This window comes from Actinomadura sp. GC306 (genome assembly GCF_004348665.1).
Taxonomy (GTDB): domain Bacteria; phylum Actinomycetota; class Actinomycetes; order Streptosporangiales; family Streptosporangiaceae; genus Spirillospora.
Genome location: NZ_SMKM01000159.1, coordinates 1 through 15,323 on the forward strand (window position 1 = coordinate 1; position 15,323 = coordinate 15,323).

The 15,323-nt window shown below is 72.8% G+C and carries 12 protein-coding genes; 10 read left to right on the forward strand and 2 right to left on the reverse strand.

The genetic code is table 11. The features are described 5' to 3' along the window. The first annotated feature begins 538 nt into the window (after positions 1-538). The 6 genes from ppdK to E1200_RS21130 all read left to right on the forward strand — a co-directional run bounded on the left by ppdK (position 539) and on the right by E1200_RS21130 (position 8,678). Positions 539-3,235, forward strand: a complete 2,697-nt coding sequence (ppdK, locus tag E1200_RS21105; protein ID WP_131953785.1) for a pyruvate, phosphate dikinase — start codon at positions 539-541, stop codon at positions 3,233-3,235. A 93-nt stretch (positions 3,236-3,328) separates the two neighbouring features. After that, positions 3,329-4,159 carry a YdcF family protein gene (locus E1200_RS21110; RefSeq protein ID WP_131953786.1) on the forward strand — a complete coding sequence of 277 codons (831 nt, stop codon included), beginning with the start codon at positions 3,329-3,331 and terminating at the stop codon, positions 4,157-4,159. 61 nt (positions 4,160-4,220) lie between these two features. Next, on the forward strand, positions 4,221-5,504 hold the full coding sequence (locus E1200_RS21115) for a deoxyguanosinetriphosphate triphosphohydrolase (protein ID WP_131953787.1): 1,284 nt from the start codon (positions 4,221-4,223) through the stop codon (positions 5,502-5,504). A gap of 114 nt (positions 5,505-5,618) precedes the next feature. Then, entirely contained in the window at positions 5,619-6,845 is a 1,227-nt protein-coding gene (locus tag E1200_RS21120; RefSeq protein WP_131953788.1) for an FAD-dependent oxidoreductase, read from the forward strand. A gap of 55 nt (positions 6,846-6,900) precedes the next feature. Then, complete coding sequence (locus E1200_RS21125; protein ID WP_243708732.1) at positions 6,901-8,148, forward strand: MFS transporter; 1,248 nt, start codon at positions 6,901-6,903, stop codon at positions 8,146-8,148. Positions 8,149-8,225: 77 nt separating this feature from the next. After that, positions 8,226-8,678: a GtrA family protein gene (locus E1200_RS21130; protein ID WP_131953795.1), complete on the forward strand. Its 453-nt coding sequence runs from the start codon at positions 8,226-8,228 to the stop codon at positions 8,676-8,678. Between the two features lie 40 nt (positions 8,679-8,718). Here the strand turns inward: E1200_RS21130 and E1200_RS21135 are convergent, their stop codons facing one another. Beyond that, on the reverse strand, positions 8,719-9,591 hold the full coding sequence (locus tag E1200_RS21135) for an LLM class F420-dependent oxidoreductase (RefSeq protein ID WP_131953789.1): 873 nt from the start codon (positions 9,589-9,591) through the stop codon (positions 8,719-8,721). 149 nt (positions 9,592-9,740) lie between these two features. Between E1200_RS21135 and E1200_RS21140 the strand changes: the two genes are divergently transcribed. Then, positions 9,741-10,154: a MerR family transcriptional regulator gene (locus E1200_RS21140; protein WP_131953790.1), complete on the forward strand. Its 414-nt coding sequence runs from the start codon at positions 9,741-9,743 to the stop codon at positions 10,152-10,154. 28 nt (positions 10,155-10,182) lie between these two features. Here E1200_RS21140 and E1200_RS21145 read toward each other — a convergent pair whose 3' ends face one another. After that, positions 10,183-11,454: an ABC transporter ATP-binding protein gene (locus E1200_RS21145; protein WP_131953791.1), complete on the reverse strand. Its 1,272-nt coding sequence runs from the start codon at positions 11,452-11,454 to the stop codon at positions 10,183-10,185. 240 nt (positions 11,455-11,694) lie between these two features. On the opposite strand from E1200_RS21145, the gene dnaG reads away from it, so the two are divergent. From dnaG to E1200_RS21160, 3 genes are all read left to right on the forward strand, one after another. Then, positions 11,695-13,623 (forward strand): DNA primase, encoded by a 1,929-nt coding sequence (dnaG, locus tag E1200_RS21150; protein ID WP_131953792.1) that lies wholly within the window; start codon positions 11,695-11,697, stop codon positions 13,621-13,623. Positions 13,624-13,694: 71 nt separating this feature from the next. Further along, a complete protein-coding gene (rpoD, locus tag E1200_RS21155; RefSeq protein WP_131953796.1) occupies positions 13,695-14,840 on the forward strand; it encodes an RNA polymerase sigma factor RpoD in 1,146 nt (381 codons plus the stop codon). 134 nt (positions 14,841-14,974) lie between these two features. Next, the coding region (locus E1200_RS21160; RefSeq protein WP_131953793.1) for a heavy metal-binding domain-containing protein at positions 14,975-15,323 on the forward strand (349 nt) is incomplete at its 3' end.

The following is a 15,323-nucleotide window of genomic DNA, read 5'->3' on the forward strand; positions in this document are numbered from 1 at the left end:
CGGCGGGCCTGGTGGCGTCCATTCGCCAGGGGCGCCGGGGTCGTTGTCAGCAGGTGGTGGCGTACTCACAGCCGCACGGTAGATCGGAAATTCCCTACTAATAAGGCATTTCCGACAGTTGTCGCCGGGTTGTGATGCGCGGGAACGGGACTCGCTCTGCTTCCAGCGCGCGGGCCGCGCTCTGCCTCCAGCGCGCGTGCCGCGGCGAGCGACAAACCCGACTTCCCCTGCCCGGCCGCCGGCGGCCTTCGGCCGCACGGCCGCATCTCCGTGATCCGTCATTCCCGCTTCCCGCCGCGGGTGCGCCGGCGGTGCCGGGTTCCTCCCGGGCTCCATTGGAATAGACCACTATCTGGCCTCTGACCTGGGGAAATGCCCCTTCGTGCACCGGGCGCCGAGCAAGAGCGTCCGGCGCGGGTACAGTCCCGGCAAACAGGGCAGCGGGTCCGGCGCCGCCTGCGGAGACGCGACACCGCGTCCCCGCCGGCGCGGGACCGGAACCGCCGCTGGTTGGAATCGGAGCGAGAAGGAGCTCCCCGTGCCGAAGTTCGTGTACGACTTCACTGAGGGCAACAAGGACCTCAAAGATCTGCTGGGCGGCAAGGGCGCCAACCTGGCCGAGATGACCAACCTCGGACTGCCCGTCCCCCCCGGTTTCACGATCACCGCGGAGGCCTGCCGGCACTACCTCGAGCACGGGAACCTGCCCGAGGGGCTGGCGGACGAGGTGAACGAGCACCTCGCCGCGCTCGAATCGGCGATGGGCAAGAAGCTCGGCCAGAGCGACGACCCGCTCCTGGTCAGCGTGCGTTCCGGTGCCAAGTTCAGCATGCCGGGCATGATGGAGACGGTGCTCAACGTCGGGCTGAACGACGAGTCCGTGCACGGCCTTGCCGCGCAGGCGGGCGATGAGCGGTTCGCGTGGGACTCCTACCGCCGGCTGATCCAGATGTTCGGCAAGACCGTCCTGGACATCGACGGCGACCTGTTCGAGGACGCCGTCGAGGACGCCAAGCGGGCCCGCGGCAGCGACGACGACGTGGACCTCACCGCCGACGACTTCAAGGCGCTCGTCGAGCGGTTCAAGGCGATCGTCCGGGAGCACGCCGGGCGGGAGTTCCCGACCGACCCGCGCGAGCAGATGGACCTCGCCGTCGCGGCCGTGTTCGACTCCTGGAACGCCCCCCGCGCCATCCTGTACCGCCGCCAGGAGCGCATCCCCGTCGACCTCGGCACCGCCGTGAACATCTGCTCGATGGTGTTCGGCAACCTCGGCATGGACTCCGGGACGGGCGTCGCGTTCACCCGCGACCCCGCGTCCGGCCAGCAGGGCATCTACGGCGACTACCTGCAGAACGCCCAGGGCGAGGACGTCGTCGCCGGCATCCGCAACACGGTGCCGCTGAAGGACCTGGAGCGGATCGACAAGGCGTCCTACGACCGTCTCCTCGAAATCATGGAGACGCTTGAGAACCACTACCGCGACATGTGCGACATCGAGTTCACGATCGAGCGCGGGAAACTGTGGATGCTGCAGACCCGGGTCGGCAAGCGGACCGCCGCCGCGGCGTTCCGCATCGCCTGCCAGCTCCTCGACCAGGGGCTCATCGATCTCGACGAGGCCGCCCGCCGCGTGACCGGCGACCAGCTCGCCCAGCTCATGTTCCCCCGCTTCGCCGACCGGGTCGACGGCGTCCAGAAGCTCACGACGGGGATGAACGCCTCGCCGGGCGCGGCCGTCGGCAAGGTCGTGTTCAACTCCGAGCGGGCCGCCGAGCTCGCCCAGGCCGGGGAGGACGTGATCCTCGTCCGCCGCGAGACCAACCCCGACGACCTCGCCGGGATGGTCGCGGCGAAGGGCGTGCTGACGTCCCGCGGCGGCAAGACCTCGCACGCCGCCGTCGTCGCCCGCGGCATGGGGAAGACGTGCGTCTGCGGCGCGGAGGAACTGGACGTCGACGTCAAGTCCGGGCAGTTCACCGCCCCCGGCGGCGTGACCGTCCGGGAGGGGGACGTGATCTCCATCGACGGCACGTCCGGGGACGTGTACCTCGGCGAGGTGCCGGTCGAGGACTCGCCCGTCGTCCGCTACTTCGAGGGCGAGCTCGCGGCCGAGGAGGGCGGCGACCTCGTCAAGGCCGTCGACCGCATCATGCGGCACGCCGACGCGCGCGCCGCGCTGAAGGTGCGCGCGAACTCCGACACCCCCGGGGACTCGGCGCGGGCGCGCCGCTTCGGCGCCGCCGGGATCGGGCTGTGCCGCACCGAGCACATGTTCCTCGGCGACCGGCGGCAGCTCATCGAGAAGCTCGTGCTGGCCGAGGACGACGCGGAGCGGAAGGCCGCGCTGGACGCCCTGGAGCCGCTGCAGAAGAGCGACTTCGAGGGCATCTTCGAGGCCATGGACGGCCTGCCGGTGACGATCCGGCTGATCGACCCGCCGCTGCACGAGTTCCTCCCCGACATCACCGAGCTGTCGGTCAGGGTCGCGCTCGCGGGCGACGAGGCCGACGAGAAGGACCGCAGGCTGCTCGAAGCGGTCAACCGGCTGCACGAGCAGAACCCCATGCTCGGCCTGCGCGGCGTGCGGCTCGGTCTGGCGATCCCCGGGCTGTTCGGCATGCAGGTCCGCGCGATCGCGGAGGCCGCGGCGGCGCGCCGCGAGGCCGGCGGGGACCCGCGTCCCGAGATCATGATCCCGCTGGTCGGTGCCGTCCAGGAGCTGGAGGCCGTCCGCGACGAGGCCCGCGCCATCCTGGCCGAGGTCAAGGAGGCCACCGGGGTCGACGTCCCGGCGCTGATCGGCACCATGATCGAGCTGCCGCGGGCCGCGATGACCGCCGGGCAGATCGCCGAGGCCGCCGAGTTCTTCTCGTTCGGCACCAACGACCTCACCCAGACCACCTGGGGCTTCTCCCGCGACGACGTCGAGGCGTCGTTCTTCGGGCGCTACCTGGAGCTCGGGATCTTCGGTGTGTCGCCGTTCGAGACGCTCGACCGGGACGGCGTCGGCCGGCTCGTCCGCATCGCCGCCGAGGAGGGCCGCAAAGCGCGCCCCGGGATCAAGCTCGGCATCTGCGGCGAGCACGGCGGCGACCCCGACTCGGTGCACTTCTGCCACGAGGTCGGGCTCGACTACGTGTCCTGCTCGCCGTTCCGCGTCCCCGTCGCCCGGCTGGAGGCCGGCCGCGCCGCGATCGCGGCGGGCGAGGGCGGCGGGAGCGACAGCCGCTGACCGCGGGGGCGGCCGGTCTCTTCCGGGAGGCCGGCCGCCCGCGCCGCGAACTTCGCACGTCCGGCGGACCATCCAACTAACGTGTCGGAAACGATGACGTTGGAAGCCGAGATGCCGGAACCCGAGAACCACGACGACGGGCACGACCACCGGGACGACCACGGGCGGTCCCGCGGGGACGACCACGGGCGGGACGGATCCGGCGGCCGGACGCGCGGACGGCGCAGGCGGTCGCCCTGGGTCACGGTCCCGGTGGGCGTCGTCCTCGGGCTGCTGCTGATCGCGGTGCTGACGCCGCTCACCGTCGGGGCGCGCGTCTGGTACCAGGCCCGCCAGGACGAGCGGCCCCGCTCGGACGCGATCATCGTCCTCGGCGCCGCGCAGTACAACGGCCAGCCGTCCCCGACGCTGCGGTGGCGGCTGCAGCACGCCCTCGACCTCTACCGGGCGGGCGTCGCGCCCGCCATCGTCACCGTCGGCGGCAAGGCCCCGGGCGACAACTACACCGAGGCCGGCTCGGGCCGCACCTGGCTCGTCGAGAAGGGCGGGGTGCCTGCCGGCCGGGTCGTCGCCGTGCCCCTCGGGCGGGACACCCTCGGCAGCATGCGCGCCGTCGGCGCGGAGTTCGACCGGCGCGGCTGGTCCTCCGCGGTGATCGTCAGCGACCCGTGGCACGGGCTGCGGTCGAAGAAGATGGCCGCGGACCACGGCATCGAGGCGGCCGCGTCGCCGACCCGCAGCGGCCCCAGCGTGCAGACCCGCGAGACCCAGTTCGACTACATCGTCCGGGAGACCGGCGCCTACCTCTCGTACGTCCTGCTGGGCAAGAGCGTGCGGGTGCCGGACGAGACCATCAGGCGCATCAACATCGACCCGTCCCGGGCGCCGTCCCCGCCGGTGACGGATCCGCCGCCGAGCCGCTGACACTCCCGCCGGCCCCAAGGTCAACGGAACGTCATCGCGCCCGCTTACCCTGGATAGGGACATGACGAGCAACCCGATCGACGGCGGCCCCGGCCGCTACTCCGCAGGCGACAGGCGGCGCTGGGCCCCCGAGCCCGCCAAGCGCCGCGACCGGACCGCGTTCGAGCGCGACCGCGCCCGCGTCCTGCACAGCGCGGCGCTGCGCCGGCTGGCCGCCAAGACGCAGGTCGCCTCGCCCGGCGCGGACGCCGGCGCCGACACCGTGCAGAGCCTGCGCACCCGGCTGACCCATTCGCTGGAGTGCGCCCAGGTCGGCCGCGAGCTGGGCAAGTCCCTCGGCTGCGATCCCGACCTGGTCGAGACGGCGTGCCTGGCCCACGACATCGGGCACCCGCCGTTCGGGCACAACGGCGAGGCCGCGCTCGACCTCGTCGCCCGCGACTGCGGCGGCTTCGAGGGCAACGCGCAGAGCCTGCGGATCCTGACGCGGCTGGAGCCGAAGTCGTTCGCGGCGGACGGCCCGCCCCTGCACGGGCGCAGCGTCGGCCTGAACCTGACCCGCGCCGCGCTGGACGCGTCGATGAAGTACCCGTGGACGCAGGCGGACGCGGTCAACGGGAAGTTCGGCGTCTACGACGACGACGCGGACGTCGCGCACTGGGTCCGCGAGGGCGTCGAGCCCGGCCGCACGTGCTTCGAGGCCCAGGTCATGGACTGGAGCGACGACGTCGCCTACTCCGTCCACGACCTGGAGGACGCGCTCGTCGCCGGGCACATCGACTTCGCCCGGCTCGCCGACCCGGCCGAGCGGCGCCTCGTCGCCGCCACCGCTACCAAGCTGTACTGCCCCGACGCCGACCTCGCCGAGCTGGAGGAGCGGTTCGCCGAGCTGCTCGCCGAGCCGTACTGGCCCGACCGGTACGACGGCACGCCGCGCAGCCTGGCCGCCCTCAAGAACCTCACCAGCACGCTGATCGGCCGGTTCTGCGTGGCCGCCGAGAACGCCACCCGGGACGCCTACGGCGACCGGCCGCTGACCCGGTACGCGGCCGAGCTGATCGTCCCGCGCGCGCAGCGGCTGGAGAACGCTTTGCTCAAGGGCATCACGGCGCACTACGTGTGGATCAGCCACGAGGAGGTCCGGGCCCGGCAGCGGACGCTGATCACCGAGCTGGCCGAGATGATGCTCGCCGGTGCGCCCGGCACCCTGGAGCCGGGGTTCCGCGCCGCGTTCGAGGAGGCCGGCGACGACGCGGGCCGGCTCCGCGCGGTCATCGACCAGATCGCCTCGCTGACCGACCTGTCGGCGATGGCGCGGCACCGCCTGCTCGAAGGCGGGTCCTGACCGGTTCCGGTTGGCGCACCGGGCGGGATATGCCGCGACCCACCCGGCGGCGGCCCTTGTCTCGCCCCAGACCGCGCTGTAGGGATGGCTACAGGTCAACTACAGGAGGTCGCCATGCCCGAGGGGACGTTCGTCATCGCCGGTGCCGGTCTGGCGGGTGCCAAGGCGGCGGAGACGCTTCGCGAGGAGGGCTTCACGGGCAGGGTCCTGCTGATCGGGGACGAGGTCGAGCGCCCGTACGAGCGGCCGCCGCTGTCCAAGGGGTTCCTGCTGGACAAGGAGCCCCGGGAGAAGGCCCACGTCCACGAGGCGGACTGGTACGACAAGCACGACGTCGAGCTGCGCGCGGGCGCCTCCGTCACGGCCGTCGACCCGGGCGCGCACGAGGTGCGGCTGTCCACCGGGGAGCCGGTCCGGTACACGAAGCTGCTGCTGGCTACCGGGGCGTCCCCGCGGCGGCTCGACGTCCCCGGCTCCAAGCTGCAGGGCATCCACTACCTGCGGACGATGGCCGACGCGGCCGCGCTGAAGCAGGCCCTCGCGCACGGCGGGCGCCGGGTCGTGGTGGCCGGGGCGGGCTGGATCGGGCTGGAGACCGCGGCCGCCGCCCGCGCGCACGGCAACGACGTGACGGTCATCGAGCCGGAGCCGGCGCCGCTGCACGCCGCCATGGGGCCCGAGCTCGGCGGTATGTTCGGCGACCTGCACCGCGAGCACGGCGTCGACCTGCGGCTCGACCAGGGCGTCGCCGGGTTCTGGGGCGCCGGGCAGGTGTCGGCGGTGGTGACCTCCGGCGGCGCCGAGGTGCCCGCGGACGTCGTGGTCGTCGGCATCGGCGTGCGGCCCAACAGCGGCATCGCCGAGGAGGCGGGGCTGGAGGTCTCCGACGGCGTCCTCGTCGACCAGTCGCTGCGCACCTCCGACCCCGACGTCTTCGCGGCCGGGGACGTCGCCAACGCCTACAACCCGCTCCTCGGCCGCCGGATCCGCGTGGAGCACTGGGCGAACGCGCTGAACGGCGGGCCCGCCGCCGCCCGCGCGATGCTCGGCCAGGACGTCGTCTACGACCGGATCCCGTACTTCTTCAGCGACCAGTACGACCTCGGCATGGAGATGTCGGGCGTCGCGGCGCCGGGGGAGTACGACGAGGTGGTGTACCGCGGGGACGCCGCGTCCCGGGAGTTCGTCGCGTTCTGGCTGTCCGGCGGCCGGGTCGTCGCCGGGATGAACGTCAACGTGTGGGACGTCACCGGTGACGTCCAGGCGCTGATCCGCTCCGGGAACCAGGTGGACACCGGCCGGCTCGCCGATCCGGGCGTGCCCCTGGCCGACCTCGCCTGAACGGGGCGGCCCCGCCGCGTCCCCGCCGCGCCGCCGGGCGGCGTACCCTCTGCGGGTGGCCGCGGACAAGATCACGGAGGAGCGCGCGGTGTTCGGCCGGGCGCGCCTGGCCGTCACGGTCGCGTTCGCCGCGCACGGCCTGCTCGCCGCCGCCTGGGTGGTCCGCATCCCCCAGATCAAGGACCACCTCGGGCTGAGCGAGGGCTCGCTGGGCGTCGCCCTGCTGGGCGCGCCCGTCGGCGTCGTGCTCGCCGTGCGGCTCGCGGGCCGGATCATCGCGCGCCGGGGCAGCCGGGCCACGACGATCGCCGCCGGAGTCGCCGGGGCGGCGTCGCTGGTCCCGCTCGGCCTCGCCTGGAACCTCGGCGCGCTGATCGGCGCGCTCCTGCTGCTCGGGGCGTCGCTCGGCCTGATGGACGTGGCCATGAACGCCCAGGGGGTGGCCGTCGAGCGCGGCTACGGGCGCCCGCTCATGTCCGGGCTGCACGGCTGGTACAGCATCGGGACGCTGCTGGCGGCGCTGGTTGGCTCGGGGGTCGCCTACGCCGGGGTCCCCGTTCCGCTGCACCTGTCGGCCGCGGCCGTGGTGCTCGCCGTGCTGATCGTGGCCGGCTGCCGCGGCCTGCTGGACCGCTCCGCCGACGTCCTCCCGGAACCGCGGCCCCATCCGCCCGGCGAGCAGGACGCCGTCGGGGACGGGGCCGAGACCGGCGCCGCCGCGCCGTCCTCCCGGTGGCTGCTGGCGCTGCTGGGGATCATCGGGCTCTGCTCGTTCGTCGGCGAGGGCGCCATGGCCGACTGGAGCGCCATCTACCTGCGGGACCACCTCGGCACCGGGCCCGGCTTCGCCGGCCTCGGCTACGCCGGGTGCGCGATCGCGATGACCGCCGGCCGGTTCGCCGGCGACCGGGTGGTCGCGCGCTTCGGGCCCGTCCCGGTGCTGCGGGCGGGGTCGCTGATCGCCGCGCTCGGCCTCGGGACGGGGCTCGCCGCCGGGCACCCGGCCGCCGCCGTGGCCGGTTTCACCGTGTTCGGCCTCGGCGTCGCCGTCGTGGCGCCCGTCACGTTCAGCGCGGCCGGGAACCTCCCCGGCGTCCCCGCCGCGGCCGGGATCTCCCGCGTCACCGGGGTCGGCTACCTCGGGCTGCTCGGCGGCCCGCCCGTCATCGGGTTCATCGCACAGGGCGTGGGGCTCCAGTGGGCGCTGGCGGTGCCCGTCGGGCTCGTCGGCCTCATCGTCCTGCTGGCTCCGGCGACCGGCACCGCCGCCGCCCCCGCGGACCGCCCGGCGGCACCGCGCTGATCTTCGTGTTGATCTTTTGGTCGGGTTGTGACATTCGCATATGTCCTACTCAGGTAAGGTCTGGGCGAGTGAGCACCATGCAGCGGACCAGACCGGTCGGAACGGTCGAAGCCGCCCCGCAGTACCGGAGGTTCCTGAGCGAGCTGCTCAGCTTCGGCTGCGTCGGTGTCGTCGGTACGCTGATCATGTTCGTCGGGGCCAACGTGATGCGCGCCTGGCTCGGCGGCAGCCCCGTCACGAGCGTCGTGATCCCCACCGTGCTCTCCACGCTCACCTCGTACCTGCTCAACCGGCACTGGGTGTTCCGGCACCGCGACAGCGACGGCTCCGGCCGCGAGGTCGCGATCTTCTTCGGGCTGAACGGCGTCGGCCTGCTCATCCAGGTGGTGTGCACCGGCTTCACGTACTACACGCTCGGGCTGCACGGCGGCGTCGCCTACAACGCCAGCCTCGTCGCGGGCGTCGCGCTCGGCGCCGCGTTCCGCTACTGGTCGTACAAGAAGTGGGTGTTCACCCCCGCGGTCGCCTGACCCGCGCGCTCGCCCTACCCGCGCTCACCGCCCGCCGCGCTCACCGGCCCGCGGGGACGATCCCCTCGGTCTGCGCCAGCGCCTCGCCGAGGACGCCCGCCAGCTCCTGCCCGGTGTACTGCGAGAAGACCGCGTGGTCGACGCCGCTCTCGGCGAGCCGCCCGATCGCCTCCACGACCTGGTCCACGGACGGCGTGCCGCCCTCGAAGCGCCCGAGCGCGGTCTTCTCGATCTCGGCGTAGTCGCGTCCCAGCCGCGCGCAGTGCTCGCGCAGCACGTCCAGCTTGCGCGGCAGCTCCGGACCGTCGAACAGGTTGCAGGCGTCGGCGTACTCCGCGACGAGCCGCAGCGTCTTCTTCTCGCCGCCCCCGCCGACCAGGATCGGCGGATGCGGCGCCCGCAGCGCCGGCGGCGAGTTCAGCGGCCGCTCCAGCCGGTAGTGGCGGCCCTCGAACGGGGACTCGTCGCCCTTCCACATCCGGTGCGCGATCCGCAGCGTCTCCTCCAGCCGCTCGAACCGCTCCGCGACCGGCGGGAACGGGATGCCGAGCCCGCGCGCCTCCTCCTCGTACCAGGCCGCGCCGATGCCCAGCCAGGCGCGGCCGCCGGACAGCACGTCCAGCGTGGTCACGGTTTTGAGCAGGACGCCGGGATGGCGGTACGTCACCCCGGTGACCATGGTGCCGAGCGTGATCCGCTCGGTCACCGCCGCCGCGTACGCGAGCGCCGAGTAGCCCTCCAGCATCGGCTCCTCCGGGGCGCCCGCCCCGCCGATCTGGAAGAAGTGGTCCATCACCCACAGCGAGTGCAGGCCCGCCTGGTCGGCCTGCCGGGCGACGGTGTCGAAGACGGGGCCGATCCGCTCGGGCCCGCCGGGGAAGGTGAAGCTGGGGATCTGGAGACCAACGCGCATGCCGGGGTCCCTTTCCTATTCGTCCGCGAGTACACCGGTGGTGCGCCGGCGGGTCCCCACTCTGCGGCCTGGAGCGCGCTCCAGGTCAACCGTGCCGTCCGGAGCCGGGCGTTGACCTGGAGCACACTCCAGGTGAAATTCTGGGAGGCGTGCGTTCCTACTCCCCGGGCGAGACCGCCGAGAAGAGCGGTTTCAGCATCGACACGCTGCGCTACTACGAGAAGATCGGGCTGCTGCCCGGCATCGCGCGGAACGCGTCGGGCAGGCGCGTCTTCAGCGACGGGGACCTGCAGTGGCTCGGGATGCTGCGCTGCCTGCGCGAGACGGGCATGCCGATCGCCGAGATGCTGCGGTACTCCGAGCTCGCCCGCGGCGGGGACCAGACGGTCCGGGAGCGGCTCGAACTGCTGCAGGACCACGACCACCGGGTGGAGGAGCAGATCGCGCGGCTGCGCGAGCAGCAGGCGCACATCCAGTGGAAGATCCGCCTCTACAGCGGCGAGGTCCGCGAACCGGGCGGCGCCGGCGCGCCGGGCGAGGTCGGCGAGGGCCTGCCCGCCTGACCGGCGGCCGTCCCCGGCCCGGCCCGGGCTACCGGTGGACGGGCGTCACGCGGCGGCCGTCGGCGCCGAAGAACAGGACCCGGTTCAGGTCGACCCGCAGCGCGTAGTGGTCGCCGCGATTGGGGCGGCCGCCGGGCGGGATGCGGAACACCAGGTCGGTGCGGCGGTGGTGGCCGGCGTGCTCCTCGGCCGGCTCCGGCCCGGCCGGGCGGCTCCACATCTCCCGCAGCCGGTCGCGCAGGCCCGGCCGCCAGGTCCCGGGCCGTTCGGGCGGCGGCGGCCGGCCCACCTCCGCCGCGTCCACGGTGGGGATGCCCGCCGCGGCGTAGGCGAGCCACTCGTGCCCGTGGAACTCCAGCTCCCGGACCTGCCCGGACAGGACGGTGCCGTGCGGCGCGGGGGAGCCCGGCGCGATCGGCAGCAGCGTGTCCGGCCGGATGCCCACGATCACGGCCTGCCCGTGGTGGCTGATCAGCGAGGGCGCGCGCGGGTCGTTCCACGGGACGACCAGCCGCTGCGAGCCGAAGTCGAGCACGAGCCCCTCGCCCTCGACGGCCCACAGCGTGGCGTGCAGCAGGTTGATCGGCGGCGAGCTGAGGAACGCGGCGACGAACGCCGTGGCCGGGTCCTCGTAGATGTCCTCGGGGGTGCCGACGTCCTCCAGGACGCCGTCGCGCAGCACCGCCATCCGGTCGGCCATCGTCATCGCCTCGACCTGGTCGTGGGTGACGTAGACGGTGGTGGTGCCGGTGGAGCGCACCAGCCCGGCGATCTCGATCCGCAGTTCGGTGCGCAGCCCGGCGTCGAGGCTCGACAGCGGCTCGTCCATCAGGAACAGCCGCGGCTCGCGGATCAGCGCCCGCCCGATGGCGGCGCGCTGCCGCTGCCCGCCCGACAGCGTGCCCGGCAGCCGGTCGATCATGGGGCTGATGCCGAGGGCGCGCGCCAGCTCGACGACCCTGGCCCCGGCCTCGGCGCGGTCGTCGCCCGACACCTCCAGCGGGAACATCATGTTGCCCTTGACCGTGCGGTGCGGGTAGAGGGCGCCCTCCTGGAACACCATCGCCACGTTCCGCTCGCGCGGCGGCAGGTCGTTGGCGACGGACCCGTCCAGCCACAGGTCGCCCGAGGTGATCTCCTCCAGCCCGGCGATCATCCGCAGGATGGTGGACTTGCCGCAGCCCGACGGCCCGAGCAGCACGAACAGCTCGCCGGTGTTGATCCGCAACCGGACGTTCCGGACGGCGACCTGCCCCCCCGGATACACCTTGTCGACTCCGTCGAGCACAACATCCGTCATCGGGTCCGCCTGGGTGTGAGCAAAATCTCGATCCGTCATCACACCGCGCGGCGGTCCGGATTGTCCATAGTGAATCCGGCCTTCCCGGTGGGCGATCCGGCCGGGTCCGGCCAACGCGCGGCGCTTTTCGGTCACCGCGGCCCCCGCGCGGTCCCGCGCCGCCCGGACCGGCGGGCCGGGCGCGGGCCGTTTCCGGTGGCGGCGCACCGGATGTCCGGGCCCGGCCGTAGACTCCTCGTCGTGGCCGGCCGGATTCGCAATGAGGACATCGCCCTGGTGCGGGAGCGCTCGTCCATCGCCGACGTGATCGGCGAGTACCTGCAGCTCCGCAACGCCGGTGGCGACAACCTCAAGGGCCTGTGCCCGTTCCACGACGAGAAGTCGCCGTCGTTCAACGTCACGCCCTCGCGCGGCCTGTACTTCTGCTTCGGCTGCGAGGCCGGCGGCGACGTGATCCGGTTCGTCCAGGAGATCGAGCACCTGTCGTTCTCCGAGGCGGTGGAGCGGCTCGCGGCCCAGGCGGGCGTCCAGCTCCGCTACGAGGAGGGCGGCGGCCGCGGCCCCCGGCAGGACGGCGGGCAGCGCGCCCGGCTCGTCGAGGCGCACCGCGCCGCGGCCGAGTTCTACACCGGGCACCTGAACTCTCCCGAGGGCGCGATCGCCCGCAGGTTCCTGTCCGAACGCGGCTTCGAGCCCGCCGACGCCGACCGCTTCGGCGTGGGGTTCGCGCCCCGCGAGTGGGAGGGCCTGGTCCGGCACCTGCGCGGCCGGGGCTTCGCCGACCGCGACATCGTCGCCGGCGGGCTGGCCAAGGAGGGGCGCCGCGGCCCGATGGACCGGTTCCGCGGCCGCCTGATGTGGCCGATCCGCGACCTCAGCGGAGACGTCATCGGGTTCGGCGCCCGCAGGCTCTACGAGGACGACGACGGCCCCAAGTACCTGAACACCCCCGAGTCGCCGCTCTTCCACAAGGGGTCGGTGCTGTACGGGGCCGACCTGGCGAAGAAGGAGATCGCGCGGCGGCGGCAGGCCGTGGTGGTCGAGGGCTACACCGACGTGATGGCCTGCCACCTCGCGGGCGTCCCCACGGCGATCGCGACGTGCGGGACGGCGTTCGGCGACGACCACATCAAGGTGCTGCGCCGCCTGCTGATGGACCAGGACGAGTTCCGCGGCGAGGTGATCTTCACCTTCGACGGCGACGCCGCCGGGCGCAAGGCCGCGCTGCGCGCGTTCGACGACGAGCAGAAGTTCGTCTCGCAGACGTTCGTGGCGATCCAGCCCGACGGGCTCGACCCCTGCGACCTGCGGATCCGGCACGGCGACGCGGCGGTGCGCGACCTGGTGGCCGCGCGGCTGCCGCTGTTCGAGTTCGCCGTGCGCAGCGCGATCGAGCAGCACGACCTCGACACCGTCGAGGGGCGGCTGAGCGCGCTGGACGCGGCGGCCCCGGTGGTCGCCGCCATCAAGGACCGGTCGCGCCGGCACATGTACGCCGTCAACCTGGACCGCTGGCTCGGCATCATGGACGAGCAGTTCGTGCTGCGCCGCGTCCGGGAGCTCGCGGCCCGCCGGCACGGGCGCCCGCAGCCGGGAAACGGCCGGGCCGCAAACGGCCGGGCCGGGCATGACCGCGCGGGCGGCGGCCGCGCCGGCGACCCGCAGGCGGCGCCCCAGCGTCCCGCGTTCGACCCGAACGACCCCGAGGTCCAGCGCGAGCGGGAGCTGCTGAAGATGGCGGTGCAGTGCCCGGCGCTGCTCGGGCCGGCGTTCGACGAGGTCCCGGCCGGCGCGTTCATCGCGCCGCCGCACGCCGCGGTGCGCGCGGTCATCGCGGCGGCGGGCGGGGTCGCGGCCGCGGGCGGCGTCGCCGAGTGGATCGCCCACCTCCTCGAAACCGCTCCGAACGAGCAGGTCAAGGAGCTGATCACCAGGCTCGGGGTGGAACCGGTCCGGTCCGCCCAGGTATCGGATGACCGTTATGCCAACGAACTGCTCGCCCGGATACAGGAGCGGCAGCTCACGCGCATGATCGCCGATGCGAAGTCTAAACTCGGGCGGCTGAATCCGGTCGAGTCCCCCGAGGAGCACACCCGGCTCTTCGGCGATCTTGTCGCGCTTGAGCAGCAGAGACGGGTGTTGCGGGAGCGAGGGCTTGGATCACAGTAAGTGAAGGGACCGTAAAATAGGTCCTGTGATCTAGCCCTCCTTTGACGCAGACTGTCCACGTGGGCCCTTCGGTGCTGCCAAGCGAGGCGCCATCGGTTGATCAGGTGGCGGACCTTGTCGCACGTGGCAGAGAACGCGGTGGTGTGACCGTCGAGGACGTCGCCGCCGCGCTCGATCGCTCGGACTTGCCGGACGACTCGCTGGAGCGGGTCGTACGGATGCTCGCAGAGCAGGGGGTTGAGGTCCTTGAGTCTCAGCAGGAGACCGAGGACGTCACGCGAGTGGACGAGGGAGACCTCGGCAAGCGGGCGCCGACGAGCGACCTGGTTCGGATCTACCTGAGAGAGATCGGTCGCGTACCGCTGCTCACGGCAGAAGATGAAGTAGAACTCGCGAAATCGATCGAGGCGGGACTGTTCGCCGAGGAGAAGATGGCGCGTACCGCCGTCCTCGCCCGCGGCGAGCTGCTCGACCTCGAACTGCTCTCCCGCGAGGGTGCGCGGGCGAAGCAACGGCTGATCGAGGCGAACCTGCGGCTGGTGGTCTCGATCGCGAAACGCTACGTGGGCCGGGGAATGCTCTTCCTCGACCTGATTCAGGAGGGAAATCTCGGACTCATCCGTGCGGTCGAGAAATTCGACTACACCAAGGGGTTCAAGTTCTCGACCTACGCCACCTGGTGGATCCGGCAGGCCATCACCAGGGCGATCGCCGACCAGGCCAGGACCATCCGGATCCCGGTGCACATGGTCGAGACGATCAACAAGCTGGTCCGGGTGCAGCGGCAGATGCACCAGGACCTCGGCCGGGAACCCACCCCCGAGGAGATCGGCCTGGAGATGGGCCTGTCGCCCGTCCGGGTCATCGAGATCCAGCGCATCGCGCAGGAACCGGTGTCGCTGCAGTCGCCGATCGGCGAGGAGGACTCCGATCTCGGCGACTTCATCGAGGACGCGGACGCCGTGGTGCCGATCGAGGCCGCGGCGTTCATCCTCCTGCAGGACCAGCTGGAGGACATCCTCGGCACGCTGTCGGAACGGGAGCAGCGCATCATCCAGCTGCGCTTCGGCCTGACCGACGGCCATCCGCGCACCTTGGAGGAGGTCGGCAGGGAGTTCGGCGTGACCCGGGAGCGGATCCGCCAGATCGAGGCGAAGACCCTGGCGAAGCTGCGGCATCCGTCCCGCGCGCAGATGCTCAAGGAGTACCTCGACTGACGCCCGCGCGTGCGATAGCCGGCGGACCGTGACCGCCCTCCCGTCCGGGGAGGGCGGTCACGGGTATCCGGGAGGTCTGCACCTTGTGTCGGTATTGCGGCCCATTTGTATGAGCCGTCATCTACCGTTGAGGCATGCTGATCGTGACGACTGACGGCGTGGCGGGGTACGAGATCAGAAGCGTCCTCGGGGAGGTCATCGGGACGGCCGTCCGGTCGGACCAGGGCGGCGCGCCGCAGCCCGGGCACGGGCCGGGGGGCAGCAGCGCCACCTTCCGGATGCCGGGCGAGCAGCCGGGGGCGGGCCTCGCCGCCGCCCGCCGCGAGGCGGTCGACCGGCTGGGCGAGGAGGCGCGCCGCAAGGGCGCCAACACCGTCGTCGGCATGCGCTTCGACACCGCCGCCGTGGGCGGCGGCCTGGAGGTCTGCGCCTACGGCACCGCCGTCTGGGCCGAGCCGGCGCAGCGGCACGACCAGCACCAGC